Source organism: Rhodococcus sp. P4_F5 (assembly GCF_056401315.1).
Window position 1 is genome coordinate 56,747 of sequence record NZ_JBFUJP010000019.1, and the last position, 16,462, is coordinate 73,208.

Annotated in this window: 14 protein-coding genes; 4 read left to right on the top strand and 10 right to left on the bottom strand. The window is 69.6% G+C overall.

The window, feature by feature from the left end; genetic code table 11:
- Positions 1–18: 18 nt before the first annotated feature.
- Entirely contained in the window at positions 19–756 is a 738-nt protein-coding gene (locus AC1DU4_RS10645) for an HNH endonuclease family protein (protein WP_477839615.1), read from the bottom strand.
- Between the two features lie 153 nt (positions 757–909).
- The gene (locus AC1DU4_RS10650) at positions 910–1,908 is read right to left on the bottom strand and encodes a bile acid:sodium symporter family protein (RefSeq protein ID WP_477839617.1); all 999 of its coding nucleotides are present in this window, start codon (positions 1,906–1,908) and stop codon (positions 910–912) included.
- An 85-nt stretch (positions 1,909–1,993) separates the two neighbouring features.
- Between AC1DU4_RS10650 and AC1DU4_RS10655 the strand changes: the two genes are divergently transcribed.
- Positions 1,994–2,854, top strand: coding sequence for a LysR family transcriptional regulator (locus tag AC1DU4_RS10655; RefSeq protein WP_477839619.1), 861 nt, complete (start codon positions 1,994–1,996; stop codon positions 2,852–2,854).
- An 18-nt stretch (positions 2,855–2,872) separates the two neighbouring features.
- On the opposite strand, the gene AC1DU4_RS10660 is transcribed toward AC1DU4_RS10655, so the two are convergent.
- From AC1DU4_RS10660 to AC1DU4_RS10685, 6 genes are all read right to left on the bottom strand, one after another.
- The gene (locus AC1DU4_RS10660) at positions 2,873–3,991 is read right to left on the bottom strand and encodes an NDMA-dependent alcohol dehydrogenase (protein ID WP_477839621.1); all 1,119 of its coding nucleotides are present in this window, start codon (positions 3,989–3,991) and stop codon (positions 2,873–2,875) included.
- Between the two features lie 40 nt (positions 3,992–4,031).
- A complete protein-coding gene (locus AC1DU4_RS10665) occupies positions 4,032–5,462 on the bottom strand; it encodes an aldehyde dehydrogenase family protein (protein WP_477839623.1) in 1,431 nt (476 codons plus the stop codon).
- Between the two features lie 108 nt (positions 5,463–5,570).
- Positions 5,571–5,774 (bottom strand): hypothetical protein, encoded by a 204-nt coding sequence (locus AC1DU4_RS10670; protein ID WP_477839625.1) that lies wholly within the window; start codon positions 5,772–5,774, stop codon positions 5,571–5,573.
- Between the two features lie 1,813 nt (positions 5,775–7,587).
- Positions 7,588–8,229 (bottom strand): ScbR family autoregulator-binding transcription factor, encoded by a 642-nt coding sequence (locus tag AC1DU4_RS10675; RefSeq protein WP_477839627.1) that lies wholly within the window; start codon positions 8,227–8,229, stop codon positions 7,588–7,590.
- A gap of 262 nt (positions 8,230–8,491) precedes the next feature.
- On the bottom strand, positions 8,492–9,541 hold the full coding sequence (locus AC1DU4_RS10680) for a DUF1648 domain-containing protein (RefSeq protein WP_477839629.1): 1,050 nt from the start codon (positions 9,539–9,541) through the stop codon (positions 8,492–8,494).
- 61 nt (positions 9,542–9,602) lie between these two features.
- Positions 9,603–10,082 carry an SdpI family protein gene (locus tag AC1DU4_RS10685; RefSeq protein ID WP_477839631.1) on the bottom strand — a complete coding sequence of 160 codons (480 nt, stop codon included), beginning with the start codon at positions 10,080–10,082 and terminating at the stop codon, positions 9,603–9,605.
- Between the two features lie 158 nt (positions 10,083–10,240).
- On the opposite strand from AC1DU4_RS10685, the gene leuS reads away from it, so the two are divergent.
- A complete protein-coding gene (gene leuS, locus AC1DU4_RS10690) occupies positions 10,241–13,075 on the top strand; it encodes a leucine--tRNA ligase (RefSeq protein ID WP_477839632.1) in 2,835 nt (944 codons plus the stop codon).
- A 54-nt stretch (positions 13,076–13,129) separates the two neighbouring features.
- On the opposite strand, the gene AC1DU4_RS10695 is transcribed toward leuS, so the two are convergent.
- Positions 13,130–14,548, bottom strand: coding sequence for a lipase family protein (locus tag AC1DU4_RS10695; RefSeq protein WP_477839634.1), 1,419 nt, complete (start codon positions 14,546–14,548; stop codon positions 13,130–13,132).
- 266 nt (positions 14,549–14,814) lie between these two features.
- Here AC1DU4_RS10695 and AC1DU4_RS10700 point away from each other — a divergent pair, with 266 nt between their 5' ends.
- Complete coding sequence (locus tag AC1DU4_RS10700) at positions 14,815–15,189, top strand: nuclear transport factor 2 family protein (RefSeq protein ID WP_477839636.1); 375 nt, start codon at positions 14,815–14,817, stop codon at positions 15,187–15,189.
- 86 nt (positions 15,190–15,275) lie between these two features.
- Here the strand turns inward: AC1DU4_RS10700 and AC1DU4_RS10705 are convergent, their stop codons facing one another.
- Positions 15,276–15,893 carry a hypothetical protein gene (locus AC1DU4_RS10705; protein WP_477839638.1) on the bottom strand — a complete coding sequence of 206 codons (618 nt, stop codon included), beginning with the start codon at positions 15,891–15,893 and terminating at the stop codon, positions 15,276–15,278.
- Positions 15,894–16,112: 219 nt separating this feature from the next.
- On the opposite strand from AC1DU4_RS10705, the gene AC1DU4_RS10710 reads away from it, so the two are divergent.
- Positions 16,113–16,462: Rieske 2Fe-2S domain-containing protein (locus AC1DU4_RS10710; protein WP_477839640.1), on the top strand; the 350-nt coding region annotated here is incomplete at its 3' end.

Below are 16,462 nucleotides of genomic sequence, written 5' to 3' on the forward strand. Positions count from 1 at the left end.
AGGGTTCCGGGACGAGGGCTAGCCGGCGGAACCGGACCCGGCGCCGGCCGGTGCGTCCGCGCAGGTGTCCAGCACGCGGGAGATGGCGTCCTTCTCGGCCTGGGTGACCCAGAGCCGGTAGGCCGCCTTCACCTCCACCTGCTTGGCCACGTAGGTGCAGCGGTAGGCCTTGTTGGGCGGCAGCCAGGACGCGGCGTCGCTGTCGGACTTCTGCTGGTTCGCCGGCCCGTCGGAGGCGAGCAGGTTGCGGGGGTCGTTGGCGAAGTCCTTGCGGGTCTGCGGATCGAGCTGCTGCGCGCCCTTCTGCCAGGAGTCGGACAGCGCCACCACGTGGTCGATCTGCACGGCGCTCGAGGTGTCCTGGCCGCGGACGAAGTCGATGGTCTTGCCGGTGTAGGGGTCGGCCAGGGTGCCGGTGGCCACGACGCAGTCCCGCGTCCCCGGCTTGTAGGTCTCGTTGGTCAGGTCGCGTTCGAGGATGTCGTTGCGGGTGTCGCAGCCGTTGTGCCCGCCGTCCACGCGGACGTCGTCGGTCCACGACGGCCCGAACTCGTCACGGCTGTAGCCGGTCTTGGGGGCGCGGCCCTTGACCGGCAGGGTGTCGAGCGTGGAGCGCACGGCGCTGGCGCCGGGGAAGGAGCCGTCCTCGGTCGGTGCGGCCTCGGCCGGGAGGGTGCTGCAGCCGGTCGCCACCAGGACGGCCGCACACACGGCGACCAGGGTGCTGCGGCGGCCGGTGACGGTACGAAAACTCAACAGGGGTGCTCCTTTTCACGGATCGGACCACCCGATTATGGCCATCCGGGCGCCGGGGGGACGAATCCCCTGGTGCCCGATCCGCTTCCGTGACGAGGCCCCCGGTCGTAACAGGCTCCCAGTCGTGACCAGGACCTCAGTCGGGGCCAGTCCTCAGGGGCCGGCGACCGCCTGCTCCGGCTGCGGGTCCGCCCGCCGCGCGTACCGCTGGGCCAGGGCCGCGCACACGATCAGCTGGATCTGGTGGAAGATCATCAGCGGCAGCACGATCAGGCCGATCGGCTGGCCGGCGAACAGCACCGTCGCCATCGGCAGGCCGGTGGCGAGCGACTTCTTCGAACCGCAGAAGACGATGACGATCTGGTTCGCCACCGGGAAGCCCAGCCGCCGGCCCGTGAACCAGGTGACGGCCAGCACGACGGCCAGCAGCCCGCACATCACCGCCACCAGCCCGCCGATCTGCCACGGCGAGAGCCCGGCCCAGGCGTTCTCGACCATGCCGGCGCTGAAGGCCGCGTAGACCACCAGCAGGATCGAGCCGCGGTCGACCAGCTTGGTGGGGGCGGCGTTGCGCTGCAGCCAGTCCGCGATCAGCGGCCGCAGCAGCTGACCGAGCACGAACGGCAGCAGCAGCTGCACGACGATGTCGAGCACCGAGGAGGCGTCGACGTGCGCCTCGCCGGTGGTGTTCATCAACAGGATCACCAGCGCCGGGGTCAGGAACACCCCGGCCATGTTGGACAGGGTGGCGCTGACCATGGCCCCCGGCACGTTGCCGCGGGCGATGGAGGTGAAGGCGATCGACGACTGCACCGTCGAGGGCACCAGGCACAGGTAGAGCACGCCGGTGTACAGACCGCCGCTCAGCAGCGTCGGCTCGAGCACCTTGAGCGCCAGCCCCAGCAGCGGGAACAGCACGAACGTCGCCGCGAACACCACCGAGTGCAGCCGCCAGTGGGTCAGGCCGGCGAGCGCCTCGCGGGGGTGCAGCCGGGCGCCGTAGAGCAGGAACAGCAGGAAGATGGCGACCTTGGTGGCCCACCCGAGTACCTCCGCCGCGGTCCCCTGGGCCGGGAAGATGCTGGCCAGTACCGCGACGGCGATGATCGACAGGATGAACCCGTCGATGTAGAACCTGGAGAGAAACTTCACGACGACCACGGTAGTTCGGTGGTGGCGTATCGGAGAAGTCGATCAGATCGTTTAGTTCCATCGCGGAACGTGATAAATATGGCGAATGCTGGATCCGGTGCTGCTGCGCAGCTTCGTCGCCGTCGAGCGGGCCGGCGGGTTCACGGCCGCGGGTAGGCAGCTCGGCCTGCGTCAGTCGACGGTGAGCGGGCACGTCGCGCGGCTCGAGAAGTCCGTCGGCCGGGAACTGTTCCGCCGCGACACCCGCAACCTGGAACTCACCGCGGACGGCGCCGCCATGCTCGGCTTCGCCCGCACCGTCCTCGACGTCTCGCAGCAGGCGCAGGCGTACTTCGCCGAGGCCGAGCTGTCCGGGCGGCTGAGGTTCGGGGCGTCGGACGACCTGGTCGCCGCGGAACTGCCGGAGGTGCTGCTCGACTTCCGCCGCAGTCACCCCCGGATCGACCTCGAGCTCACCGTCGGCCTCAGCGAGATGCTCGGTGCCAAGGTGTCGGCGGGCGAGCTGGACCTCGCGTTCGGCATGCGCCGGCCCGGGGAACGGCACGGCGAGCTGGTCTGGCGCGACACCCTGGTGTGGGCGGGACCACGCGGGGCGGAGGTGCCCGACCTGTCGCAGGGGCCAGTCCCGCTGGTCACCTATCCACCGCCCAGCATCACCCGGCGGGCCGCGATGGAGGCGATGGAGCGGGCCGGCCTGGTCTGGCGGACCACGTGCGTCACCGACAGCCTGCTGGGGCTGCGGGCCGCAGTGCTCGCCGGCCTCGGGTATGTCGTGCACGCGGAGTCCCTGCTGCCCGGCGGCCTGGCGCCGCTGCCCGGGCACGTGCTCCCGGACCCGGGCGACGCCGACTTCGTGCTGATGCGCCGGCCCCGGCCCGCGACCGGGCCGGAGGCGGCGCTGACCGCGGCCATCCTCGCCAACGAGCGGCGGCTGCGGCGCAGCTAGGCCGACGCCCGGGCGGGCTCAGAACACGATCACGCCGCGCAGGTTCCGCCCGGCGTGCATGTCCTCGAAGCCGCGGGCCACCTCGTCGAGGGTGTAGGTGGTGGTGACCAGGCCGTCGAGCTCGAGCTTGCCCGCGGTGTAGAGGTCGATCAGCCACGGGATGTCCGCGCTGGGCGCCGACGCGCCGAAGAGCGAGCCGTGCAGCCGCTTCTGGTAGAGCGTCAGCTCCATCGGGCTGATCGGGATCCCGACGTCGGTCATCTTGCCGAGGCCGGTCACCACGCACACCCCGGCCTTGCGGATCGCCGAGAAGGCCTGCGCGATGTGTTCGCCGGTGGTCACCCCGACGGTCACGATGGCCGCGTCGGCGCCCTGCCCGTTGGTCAGCGACCGGGCCACCTCGGTGGCCTCCTCCATGCTCGAGAAGGCCTGGGTGGCACCGAACTTCAGTGCGCTCTCCCGCTTGAAGGCGACCGGGTCCACGGCGAGGACGTGGGCGGCCCCGGCGTGTGCGGCGCCCTGCACGGCGTTGATGCCGATGCCGCCGACGCCCATCACGATCACCGTCTGGCCCGGGTACACCTGCGCGGAGTTCACCGCGGCTCCCCAGCCGGTGCCGACGCCGCAGCCGAGCAGGCACAGCACCTCGAGCGGCAGGCTCTTGTCCGCGACCTTGACCGCGGAGTCGGTGCTGACGGTGGTGTACTCGCTGAACGTGGACAGCCCGCAGGTCTGGGCCACCGGCTGCCCGTCCAGGCTCAGCCGGAAGCTGGCCGGGTCGTCCGGGCGGCTGCCGGTCATGATCGCGGCGCCGCGGTCGCACAGGTTCTGCAGCCCCTTCGCGCACCAGCGGCAGCGACCGCAGCCCGCGACGAAGGAGAACAGCACGTGGTCGCCCTCGGCGAATCCCGTTGTCTCCGGGCCCACCTCGACCACGATGCCGGCGCCCTCGTGCCCGCCACAGATCGGGTAGACGCCCACGGCGTGGTCGCCGAGGGCCACGTGGTCGTCGGAGTGGCACAGGCCAGTCGCCACCATCTTGACGGTGATCTCGCCCCGGCGGGGCGAGTCGAGGTCCATCTCGACCACCTCGTAGGTGCCGGGGGTGCTGCGGATGATCGCGCCGCGGGTCTTCACTGAAAAGTCTCCTATTTGAAAGATGGTGCAGAACAGGCTGTTACGGGGTGACCTGGGCGGCCATCATGGTGCGGAACTGGTCGGTGTACGGCGGCAGCATGCCCCACTCGCCGCGCAGGTCCGGCCCGGCGGACTCGTAGACGGCGCGGGCGTGGCTGAACTCGAGGAAGCCCTCGCGGCCGTTGTAGTGGCCCATCCCGGACGCACCGACGCCGCCGAACGGGGCGTCCTGCAGCCCGGGGTGCATCATCACCTCGTTGATCGTCACGCCGCCGGACGAGGTGCGGCCGACGACGGCGTCCCGTTCCGCGGTGTCGGTGCCGAAGTAGTACAGCGCCAACGGCTTCGGTCCCGCGTTGATCGCGTCGATGACCTCGTCGATCGTGTCGTACCCGAGCAGCACGACGGCGGGGCCGAAGATCTCTTCCTGCCGGATGACGGCGTCGGCGGGCGGCTCGATCACCATGCGCAGCGGGCGACGGCGGCCGGTGGCGGGCAGCGGGACGTCCGGCGCCGACTCGACGCGGGCGCCGCGGGCGGCGGCGTCGGCGACGTAGCCGTCGATCCGGGCGGCGTGGCGGTCGTTGACGACGGCGACGGCGTCGGCATTGCCGTCGACGGTCGGCAGCAGCGCTGTGTACGCCTCGCGCAGCGCGGCGACGAACTCGTCGACGCGTTCGCGGGGCACGTACACGGTGTCGGGGCTGACGCAGATCTGGCCGCCGTTGGTGGCCTTGCCGACGGCGATGCGGTGGGCGGCGTCGGCAAGGTCGGCGCCGAGGCCGATCACGGTCGGGGACTTGCCGCCGAGTTCGAGGGTCACCGGCACGAGGTTCTGCGCGGCGTTGGCCATCACCAGCTTGCCGACCGCGCTGCTGCCGGTGAAGACGAGGTGGTCGAACGGCAGCGACGTCAGCGCGTCGGCGACGTCAGGGCCACCGGTGACGATGGCGACCTCGTCGGGGTCGAGCAGGGTGGCCACCGCGTCGGCCAGCACGTCCGCGGTGCGGGGTACCACCTCGGAGGGCTTGAGGACGGCGCGGTTGCCGGCGGCGAGCACCCCGGCGAGGGGGCTCATCAGGGTGTACACCGGGGCGTTCCAGGTGCCGATGATGCCGACGGTGCCCTTCGGCTGGTGCAGCACCCGCGCGCAGGCGCCGAGCTGGTCGTAGGGCGCGAAGACGGGCCGTTCGTCGGGGGCCATCCAGGTGTCGAGGTTGTCTCGGGCGTGCTTGAGGGCGCTGATCGAGCCGACCACGTCGTTCATCAGCGAGTACCCCTCGGGGCGTCCGCCGAAGTCGGCGTCCAGGGCCTTGGCGATGTCGTCGGCGCGGGCGACGAGCAGGTCGATGACATTCTGAATCCGGGCACGACGCTCGGTGGCCTCCGGCACTCCGGCGGTGAGCCGGGCCTGCCGCTGCCGATCGAGGATCAATGAGATCTGTTCGTGCGCTTGGAGGTTGCGTTCCATCGCCCGGACGCTAAGAGGAGGGTCACGTCACGTAGGGTGCGGTCCCGCTGAGTGGGACCTGCGGTGGTCTCGCCGACAGCAGGGGTCGGGGTGATGCTTGTGGCCGGATCACCTGTGTTGAGTGATCACGCCGTAGCCGGTCGATCCATGCACCTCTTCGTCACGAACGGTGCGCCTCGACGGCTGACGCCCGCGAATGCAGGCGTCGTAGTTGGTGGACGGCACGATCTTGCAATCGTGTGCGGTGAGTACCCGGCAGATCGGATCGACGCAGCACTCCGGCTCGTGTGCGTCGATGCATTCGACGATCACCGACTGCGGCGTGGTGCCGCCATCCCGTTGCCGATCGGACCGGTTTCGGCGTGGCGTCCCCGTCTGGCACGGCGCTCATTGATGGCTGGCAGTAATTGTGTAGCAAGGGGTTTCGACAGGCAGTGAATTCTCCGGGCGAACCGAGGCGATTCAAATGCGCCCTGCCCGGACTGTGACGTACCGGGCAGGGCACACTCTGTTCGGCGGGTGGCGAGGTCGCCGTGCTTGGTGATGGCCTATCCGCCGGCGCTGGCAGATTCGAGGCTTGACCAGCCCGCGCCTGCGGCGGAGGCCGTCCCCAATCCGATCAATCCGATCAGTCCGAAGTTCATCATGTCCCGCACCATCGTGGCCCAGTAATCAGACGACATTGCAATCTCCTTCAGGACAGGCCGATGAGGAAGGTCTGGAGTGGGTCCATTAGCCCGAGGTACGTCAGAGCGGTGTTCATGAGCATGTCGGTGCTGAGTGCATTAAGCATTCTGGATACTGCCTTCTGTTGGGTGATCCGTTAGCCGACGGACGCGCTGATGGGAAAGTCGACGAGGTAGAGGAACATGATGGGGAGCATCTGGGTCACGGTCTGTCCGAGGGATCCCGTGCTCTCCTGAACGGAGCCAATCATCAATTTATCCTTCGCTCGAGTAGCTGTCGGTGGACATGGCGTTCAGGCCGTCAATGGATCCGCCCCAGGTGGGTGCGGAGTCCGTGACGAAAGCCCCGAGTAGCGCTATGAATGCCTTGAGCATGGGTGAGTCCTCCTTCTGTGAGTGAGCAATTGAGAAGGCGGCACGAGCGATCCGCCCGAACCTTCGTCAAGGTGGCGAGCCTTTGTTCACCGCCGCGTCGGGGTGTTGATGTGTAGCCCGCACCCAGGCCATTGCCGGTGGAGACGCCGCTAGTCCAGAAGGACCTGCCCGGTCCCCTCGCCTATCTTCTCGGCGTCGAACCTGCTGGAATCCTGAACATTATTGAGAGCCGATACGGGCTGGACGGCGCCTCCAGATGCAGCGGGCATGTACCCGATACGGGACGGTCAGACTMAAGAAACAACATGCGCGGGTAGAAGATTCATGCCACTTCGGTTTGCGCCCCAGTTCCTCAGTTCACCCTCGGAGCTATCCATTGTGCTGGTTTAGCTCTCGAGCCAGGTGCACGCTATAACGAGGCGGTTTCGGCTGTTCACGTTTTGACATACCTACCACCCGGTAGGTTTCTATCCAAATGTTCCGTGCGAAAGCACGGACGGCTGAGACGCTCGTCGCTACCGTTCCTGAGATGTTCCAGGCGTTGAACTTTGAGCACTTGGTTCCGAGGCGTGCCTCGTGTACCGGCAGGCGGTGTCCTCGGAGGTGTCCGGACTGGTGCGCGCGCAGTCCGGACGACCGGTTTCTCGTGGCGTGCAGTGGCCACGGCAGCGCACCATCACGCGCAGCCGCGCTGGCCGGTACGACACGATGCTTCTTGAGGAGACTCTCCGCCGGTGCGCCAGCTACCTGGCGGAACGGCGCGACACAGTGCCCTCGGCCGTGTCCCTGAACTTTGCCCGATCCCTCTCGCCCCGTACCCACTGGGCTCCGGATTCGGCTGGTGGTTGCTCCGTGCCGATCTCACCAACCCAGTGCAGCTCGATCACTACTGCGACCATGTGCCCGCGCGGTGCTGATCGAGGTTGCCCGGGAGAGAGTGCCCGGTTGCACCATGGTTTCGCCCTGCGCCGTCGTCGAATCCGTGGATCTCGTCTTCGAGTGTTCTTCGAACTGGACGAGCCGACCACGGTTGCGGTCCGGCGAGCGGAGTGGTGCGAGGGCTGTCACGCCGTGGACGGCTCCCAGCGGGCATTGCGGAACCGCTCGATCTTGTGCCGTCGCCGGGGCGGGACGATCGCCGGCAGCAGGAACCCCAGCATCTGATCGAGGCGGGCCTCGAGGTCGGCGCGTTGCGTCAGCACGTTCGCCACCAACTGCACGCCGGTGAAGGCGCCGACGAAGTAGCGTGCGAGCTCCGCGGGATCGACGCTGTCGAGCACGTCGCCCTCCTCGATTCCCTTCCGGAACACGCCCTCGCAGGCGGCGATCCAGTCCAGATAGGGCTTGGGCGGTCCGTCCACGGCGCTCATCTCGAGGGTGAGGCGGATGCCGGCGCGCACGACGGGATCCTCGACGATCTCGCGGGCCATCTCGTGGGAGAACATGACGAGGTGTTCGAGCGCCGGCGCTTCGGAATCCAGGATGCTGCTCACCGCGTTCATCGAGATGGCGTGCTGATCCGCGATCACGACGGCAGCGAGGTCGTCCTTGGACTTGAAATGGAAGTACAGCGCGCCCTTGGTGACGCCGGACTGGTCGACGATTTCTGCCAGGCTGGCGCGCTCGTAGCCCGCCTCGTCGAATCGCTCGGCGGCCGCCAGAACGATCTGCTGCCGGGTCGCGAGCGCCCTCTCCTGCCTGACCATCACGACGATCCTCTCTCGGTTCGACTACTGACCGGACGCCTACGAAGACGCCGACCGCGACCGAACCGACACGTCAAGAAGCGTGGTGACCACAGCGGTCACGTTGTGGTGCTCGGTGCATCCGGTTTCATCGGCGCCGTCACCCTATGAGCTCGCCTCGTCCGGGCACGAGCCTACGGCCGTGGGGCGGACCATGCCTGATCTACCCCTACCGGGTGTCCGGTACGTCTTGGCGGGCGTCACGGATCGTCAAGATGAACTGTCAGTCGGTTTGTGAATCCGGTTGGTGCTTCGGCGTGGATTTGGTGTGCCCGCGGAACCGGCGGTCGGCGAGGGCGTTGAGGGCGCCCGCCATCTCCTCCGCACGCGCCGTGGTAACGGTCAGCCGCTGGCCGTTCGCCGCGGTGAACACCACTGCCGGGCCGGACCGGGTGGCCACCGCGTAGTTGCCGCGGCCCTTGACCCGCAGTCCCCACCCGCCGAAGTCGCGGAACGGCTGGACCTCGTCCACCTTGGCGCCGATGAGCTCCTCGACGCCGTAGTGCACGGTGTCCATCCCCATGTTGCGCACGTGCAGGCCGGTCTCGTTGACGGTGACCCGGTACCGCAGCAGCGAGAGCGTCAGCAGCCCCACCGCGCCGAACACGGGGAACAGCCACCAGGAGTCGGCCAGCCGGCACAGCCCGACGGTGACCGCGGCGCCGCCGATCACCCAGCAGGCGGCGGCGACGGTACTCAGGCCCAGCTGGTCGACGATCGGCAGCTCCACCGGTCCGCGGGGCAGGCCCGGGTCGGGCGGTGCGTCGGCCGCGGCGCGTTCGCGGTGGTCGCGAAGCAGGGCGGCGCCGAGGGCCCCGACCGCGAGGCCGGCCACCAGGCCCACCGCGAGGGCGGACATCGGCATCCGCGCGTCCGCCGCGTCCGTGAGGTCCAGTTGCGCCCACAGCAGCGCGATCCAGGCTGCGGTCAGCAGGCCGACCACGCCGAGGCCGATCAGCAGCATGGTGCGCCGCATCATCAGCTGGGCGCCGGCCAGCGCCGCGAACGCGCTGCAGCCGCCGCCGACCAGGACCAGCACGATCGCCATCGTGGTGGCGGTGGACCAGGCGGAGCCGAAGCCGTCGGGCGTCTGACCGGACCAGTGGGTGGCGATCGGCGCGGGCAGCCGCGACGACCAGAGCCAGGTCATCAGCAGGCCTGCGGCGGCGGCGAGGACGGGGAGCGCGATCCCGAACAGGGCGCCGGCCGGGTCCACGGCGCGGGGCTGCGACGGGGCGGGCGGCACGGGCCGGGCGGCCGCGGAGTTGCTCATGGCGGCGATTCAACCAGCCGCGTGAGGGAGCTCACCCCAGGCGGTGCGCCGCGGGCGGGTGTTACGAGGGCAGGCAGGCGCCCTTGAGGGCGCACGACCCGCAGGAGTCCATGCCGCAGTCGGCCGCGGCCGCGGCGTCGGCGGGCGTCTCCGCGGCCGGCTCGGGCGCGCTGCCGCAGTTGCAGTCGTTGCCGCAGCCGGACGCCGCGGCCGGCATCGCGGCGGCGGCGCGGGAGCCGAGGGATCCGCCGTAGCCGGCGGTGACCAGGGCCGCGACCATGGCGACGAGGGCCACCGCGATCCCGGTGACGCCGCCGAGGACGAGGGCGCCGACACCGCCCATGACCAGCAGCAACGCCGCGGCGAGCAGTGTGGGCCCGGCGATCCGGTTGGCGAGGGCAAAGGACTCCTCGGTGGCGAGCGTGTCCGAGGTGCGGACCCCGGCCCAGCGGTTGCGCGGCAGCCTGCCGGCGAGTCCGGCGACCGCCACTCCGCCGACGACGACGGCGACTACGAACAGCACGGTTGCAAGGATCAGCACGGCCCCATGGTACGTGGAGGACCGCGGGCGGGGGCCGCTGGGCCGAACCGTTTACCCTGGTGGTCGGAGATCCCTACCTGAAATCGGGGACTCCGCCAGCTCCACGCCCGTATCCCAGGCACCCCCCGAAGCCGAGCGCAGAGAAGACAGCGAATCACGTGAGCAGCCCAGTGCAGCAGTCAGCGGACGACGCGACCCCCCAGCACCGATACACCGCGGAACTCGCGGGCCGGGTCGAGCAGCGGTGGCAGGAGCTGTGGCGCGAGCGCGGCACCTTCAACGCACCGAACCCGGTCGGCGACCTCGCCGGCGACCTCCCGGCGGACAAGCTGTTCGTCCAGGACATGTTCCCGTACCCGTCGGGCGCGGGCCTGCACGTCGGGCACCCGCTCGGCTACATCGCCACCGACGTCTACGCCCGGTTCCACCGGATGCACGGACACAACGTGCTGCACACCCTCGGCTACGACGCCTTCGGCCTGCCCGCCGAGCAGTACGCGGTGCAGACGGGTACCCACCCGCGCACCACCACCGAGGCGAACATCGCGAACATGCAGCGGCAGCTGCGCCGGCTGGGCCTGGGCCACGACGAGCGCCGCTCGCTGGCCACCACGGACGTGGACTTCTACCACTGGACCCAGTGGATCTTCCTGCAGATCCACGGCGCCTGGTACGACACCGACCTGAACAAGGCGCGACCGATCGCCGAGCTCGAGGCTGAGTTCGCCGCGGGCACCCGGGTGCCCGACGGCGACCGTGCGTGGGACCAGCTGACCGTCGCCGAGCGGGGTGCGGTTCTCGACTCGTACCGCCTTGTCTACCAGTCGGATTCGATGGTCAACTGGTGCCCCGGGCTGGGCACCGTGCTGGCCAACGAGGAGGTCACGGCGGACGGCCGCAGCGACCGCGGCAACTTCCCGGTGTTCCGTAAGCACCTGCGGCAGTGGATGATGCGGATCACCGCGTACTCCGACCGCCTCACCGACGACCTCGAGTACCTGGACTGGCCGGACAAGGTCAAGTCCATGCAGCGCAACTGGATCGGCCGTTCGCACGGCGCCCAGGTGCGGTTCGCGGCGGGCGAGCTCGGCATCGAGGTGTTCACCACCCGGCCCGACACCCTGTTCGGCGCGAGCTACGTGACGCTGGCCCCTGAGCACGAGCTGGTGGACCAGCTCGCCGCCGAGTCGTACCCCGAGGGCGTCGACGCCCGCTGGACCGGCGGCGCCGCCACCCCGGCCGAGGCCATCGCGTCCTACCGCTCGGCGATCGCGGCGAAGACGGACCTCGAGCGCCAGGAGAACAAGGAGAAGACCGGCGTCTTCCTGGGCACCTACGCGGTCAATCCCGTGAACGGGCACCGGGTTCCGATCTTCATCGCGGACTACGTGCTCACCGGGTACGGCACCGGCGCGATCATGGCCGTCCCCGGTCACGACCACCGTGACTGGGAGTTCGCCAATGCCTTCGGCCTGGACATCCTCGAGGTGATCTCCGGCGGCGACGTCACCGAGGCCGCGTACACCGGCGACGGACCGCTGGTCAACAGCGACTACCTCGACGGGCTCGAGGTCGCCGACGCCAAGAAGGCCGTCATCGAGCGGCTCGAGGCGGACGGACACGGCCAGGGCACCATCCAGTACAAGCTGCGGGACTGGCTCTTCGCCCGTCAGCGCTACTGGGGCGAGCCGTTCCCGATCGTGTACGACGCCGACGGCATCGCCCATCCGCTGCCGAAGTCCGCTCTGCCGGTTGAGCTCCCGGAGGTCGAGGACTACGCACCGGTGTCCTTCGACCCGGACGACGAGAACTCCGAGCCCTCTCCCCCGCTGGCGAAGGCCGCCGACTGGGTGAACGTCGAGCTCGACCTCGGCGACGGGATGCAGAGCTACCACCGCGACACCAACGTGATGCCGCAGTGGGCCGGCAGCTCCTGGTACCAGCTGCGCTACATCGACCCCACCAACCAGGACGCCTTCTGCGCCCCGGAGAACGAGGCGTACTGGACCGGTCCGCGTCCGGACATCCACGGCCCCAACGACCCCGGCGGCGTCGACCTGTACGTCGGCGGCGTCGAGCACGCGGTGCTGCACCTGCTGTACTCGCGGTTCTGGCACAAGGTGCTCTTCGACCTCGGGTACGTCAGCTCCTCGGAGCCGTACCGCCGGCTGTTCAACCAGGGCTACATCCAGGCGTACGCGTACACCGACGCGCGCGGCGTCTACGTGCCCGCGGACGAGGTGACCGAACAGGACGGCAAGTACTTCTACGAGGGCGCCGAGGTCAACCGCGAGTACGGCAAGATGGGCAAGTCCCTGAAGAACTCCGTTGCGCCGGACGAGATCTGCGACGAGTACGGCGCCGACACGCTGCGCGTCTACGAGATGTCGATGGGCCCGCTGGACACCTCGCGGCCGTGGGCCACCAAGGACGTCGTGGGCGCCCAGCGCTTCCTGCAGCGCGCCTGGCGGACCGTCGTCGACGAGGAGACCGGCGCCGTGCGGGTCACCGAGGACGCGCCGACCGAGGACACGCTGCGTGCGGTGAACCGGGCGATCGACGGCGTCAACGCGGACTACGCGGCACTGCGCGACAACACCGCCGCCGCCAAGCTGATCGAGCTGACCAACCACCTCACCAAGGCGTACCCGGCCGGGGCGCCCCGCGCCGCGGTCGAGCCGCTGGTGTTGATGCTCGCCCCGCTGGCCCCGCACATCGCCGAGGAGCTGTGGAACCGGCTCGGGCACGAGGCGTCGCTGGCGCACGGCCCGTTCCCGGTCGCCGAGGAGAAGTGGCTGGTCGACGACACCGTCGAGTACCCGATCCAGGTCAACGGCAAGGTGCGCAGCCGCATCACCGTCGCCGCGGACGCGGACCCGAAGTCGATCGAGGCGGCCGCGCTGGCCGACGAGAAGATCGTCGCGTTCCTGGAGGGCGCCGAGCCCCGCAAGGTGATCGTGGTGCCCGGCAAGATGGTCAACATCGTCAAGTAGGACGACGTCCCCGTGGCCCCGGCGATCGTGTGATCGCCGGGGCCACGGGCGTTTTCAGCACTCGTTGGGTGCGGCTTCCCCACGCAGCCGGGCGTCGACCCAGTCGAATGCCCCGGGGTTCCCGGTGAGTGCGGCGAGGAGGTGTTCGCCGGGTACCTGCCGGTACACCGCGGGCACGCCGTGGCCGCACTGCTCCTCGTACAGGTTGCGTGAGCCGAGTGCCGGGACCCAGAACTCCTGACCGCCGCTGTAGATGTAGAGCGGCGTGCCGGACTTGCGGTCCGCCATCTTCATCTTCGTGTAGATGTCATGTGCCACAGGTGAATCCAGTGCGCGCCGGATGTTCGCGAGCGCCTCGGCCGGTATCCCGGGGATGCCGGCGAGGGCGAGGGTGTTCGCGCACTGGTCCTTGATGGACGTGATGCCCATCTGCTGTCCGAGACTGTTGATCAGCGGCAGGATCTCGGTGTTCTCCCTCGCGATCCCGAACACCGCCGCGAGGAACAGTCCCCCGGCGAGGTTGCCGTTCATGGTGCGTCCGAGCATCTCGAAGTCAGCCGGTACCCCGCCCATCGCGGCGCCGACGATGTCGCCGGCCAGTTCGGGGGCGTACGTGTCGATCAGCTTGACCGCGCCGTGCGTCGCGATCGCGCCTCCGGAGTAACCCATCATGGCGAGCTTGCTGGCGCCGAACTCGGCGGGGAACACGGCGCGCAGGCCTCGGATGGAGTCGAGGATCGCGTGCCCGGCGACGAAGGGTTCGGCGTACGCCATCCGGGGGCCCTCGTGGTCGGTGATCAGCACCGCGTAGCCGCGTTCCTCGGCCTTCGTGGTGTCGGCCGGGAGAATGTCGAAGAAGTTCTCCGACTGCGTGATCCCGTTCCCGAGGGTGTGTCCCGGGGTGCAGGACCGGCCGAGGCCGTTGATCGGCACGTTGTTGACCAGGATCGGGCGCGGTCCCGGACCGGGCCAGGGCGTGGCGGGCACGACGAGGGTCGCGGTCGCGAACGACGGCGCGCCGGCCGAGTCGGTGCTCTTCACCTTGATCTGGCGCACCTCCCGGACCGGCCCGCGCAGGAGCGCCCGGGCGGCCGGCGTCACGTCGCGGGTCTCGATGACCTGGCCGTTGGTCATGCCGGGCAGGCCGGGCGGGTACTCGTCGAAGAACGGGTCCCCGACCGGTTTGGGCAGCATCTTGGCGTACAGCGTCTCGAGGGGCGGCGGGGGATCGAGATCCGGCCCCGGGATCACCGAGCCGACCACGCCCGGAATCGCGGACCCCAGCGGCGACCCTGCCGCCGAGCCGGTCCCGAGGGAACCGGTGATCATCGTCGTCCCGTTCAAGGGTGAGCCGTCCGAGGCGGTGCCGTCCGTCAACGACCCGGCACCGACCGACCCCTCACCGCCGGCGCTGCCGGTGGACTGGGCGAAGGCCGTGCCGACCGACGCGCCACCCCCGACCCCGACTGTCACCGCTAGAGCGGCGACGCACATTCGAACCCAGAGACCCCCGTACTGGATATGCATGGGCGGCACAGTAGCACCGGAAATTCCTGTCCTGACCGGCATTTCGGCGACACGGCCGGTCGTGTTGCGAGTGGCGGCCGGACGTTCAGGACGAACCGGGCGAACCGGTCGCGGCGTGGCCGGCCCGGGCGGCCTCGGTTCCATGGAATCCGGTCGGCATCGCCGGTACCCTCAGCACTAGAACAGGTTCTAACAAACGAAGGGGTACCGGCATGGCGGCATCACGCGAAGACATTCTGAACACCATCGAGGGCTACGTGAAGTCGGTGGCCGGCGGCACCGTCGACGACGTGCTCGCGCTCTACGCGCCCGGCGCCACCGTCGAGGACCCGGTGGGCACCGAGCTGCGCACCACGGAAGAGTCGCTCCGCGAGTTCTACGGCATCATCGAGCCGCTCGAGCAGACCGGCGAGCTCGGCATCGTCAAGATCGCGGGCAACGAGGCGGCGTTCAACTTCGTGCTCACCACCACGATGGGCGAGAACAGTGTCGAGATCTCCGTCATCGACGTGATGACCTTCGATGACGACGCGAAGATCACCAGCATGAAGGCCTACTGGGGCCCGGAGGACATGGTCGCCAGCTGACCCCGTCGTCGAGTGTGCACCTACCGGCGAATCGCCCGAGCGGCGACGACCCCCAGGTGCACACTCGGCGTCCGGCGGCGGCGCGCTCAGCTGGCGACGGCGAACGTCGCCCAGGCGCGGGCCGCGACCGCGCCGCCGGTACGGGTCGCGGTCAGCGCGACGTCCACCCGCGGCTCACCGTCCGACACGTACTCGGCCACCACCTCGCCGGTGCAGTGCAGCGGCTCCCCCACCGGCACCGGTCCGGTGAACCGGGTCCGGAAGCGTCGCACCCGGTCCGGGCCCAGCCAGTCGGTCGCGTAGTTCGCCAGCTGGCCGGCCGCGATCGCGTCGGCGTCGCCGTGCGGGCCGTGCGTCCACGAGTCCGCCACGAGGCGGCCCTCCGGGTCCCGGAACTCGGTCACCCGCTCGCCGCCCGCTCCCCGCGTCACCGCGGTCAGCCGGTCGCCCGCGCGCGGCGGCGGCCCGAAGAACCGGCAGTCCTGCTCGGCCGGCACCGCGCTGTCCACGGCATCGCCGGCGGCGATCCCCTCGAAGCACAGGTAGACCGGCGGCACCACCGGCCGCTCGTCGTCGCGGTAGGCGCGATGGGTGGCGTGCGTGGCGTCCGCGAACTCGCGGATCCGCCCCCGCTCGATGTCCAGCACGTAGCGCTCGCCTGCGGCTTCGGGCGCGTAAACCTCGCCTGCGGTCGAAACTGACATCGCCGTACCTCCTCGATCACTTCTTCTGTGGCGACCGTAGGTCCGCCGGGCGCCACCCCGGACACGACTTCCCGCTGATCGGGAGGTACGGACGACCGGCGTGCTGGGCGGGGACGAAAGGCTCCCGGTCAGCGGGAAGCACTACTGAACTCACGTGACGTGACTGCGGAGTATGAAACGCATCACAGGCCAGACATGAGCGTGAGAGAAGAGGTAGCGATGTCGCTGCAATCCAAGTCCGACGCCGACCAGGTCCGGGTCATCGAGGCGGCGGCGGCCCCGGCCCGGTTCGCCCGTGGCTGGCACTGCCTCGGTCTGCTGAAGTCCTTCCAGGACGGAAAGCCTCACGAGGTCAAGGCATTCGGGACCTCGCTGGTGGTCTTCGCGTCCGAGTCCGACGGCAAGATCAACGTCCTCGACGGGTTCTGCCGGCACATGGGCGGCAACCTCGCCCAGGGCACCGTCAAGGGCGACTCGATCGCCTGCCCGTTCCACGACTGGCGCTGGGCCGGCAACGGCAAGTGCAGCGGCATCCCGTACGCGCGCCGGGTGCCGCCGCTGGCGAAGAC

What these genes read in the sequence shown, in the direction of transcription:
- AC1DU4_RS10655 (WP_477839619.1), top strand. Translation starts at nt 1,994, where the DNA reads ATGCTGGATCCGGTGCTGCTGCGCAGCTTCGTCGCCGTCGAGCGGGCC.
- AC1DU4_RS10665 (WP_477839623.1), bottom strand. Translation starts at nt 5,462, where the DNA reads ATGGAACGCAACCTCCAAGCGCACGAACAGATCTCATTGATCCTCGAT.
- AC1DU4_RS10675 (WP_477839627.1), bottom strand. Translation starts at nt 8,229, where the DNA reads ATGGTCAGGCAGGAGAGGGCGCTCGCGACCCGGCAGCAGATCGTTCTG.
- AC1DU4_RS10680 (WP_477839629.1), bottom strand. Translation starts at nt 9,541, where the DNA reads ATGAGCAACTCCGCGGCCGCCCGGCCCGTGCCGCCCGCCCCGTCGCAG.
- AC1DU4_RS10700 (WP_477839636.1), top strand. Translation starts at nt 14,815, where the DNA reads ATGGCGGCATCACGCGAAGACATTCTGAACACCATCGAGGGCTACGTG.
- AC1DU4_RS10705 (WP_477839638.1), bottom strand. Translation starts at nt 15,893, where the DNA reads ATGTCAGTTTCGACCGCAGGCGAGGTTTACGCGCCCGAAGCCGCAGGC.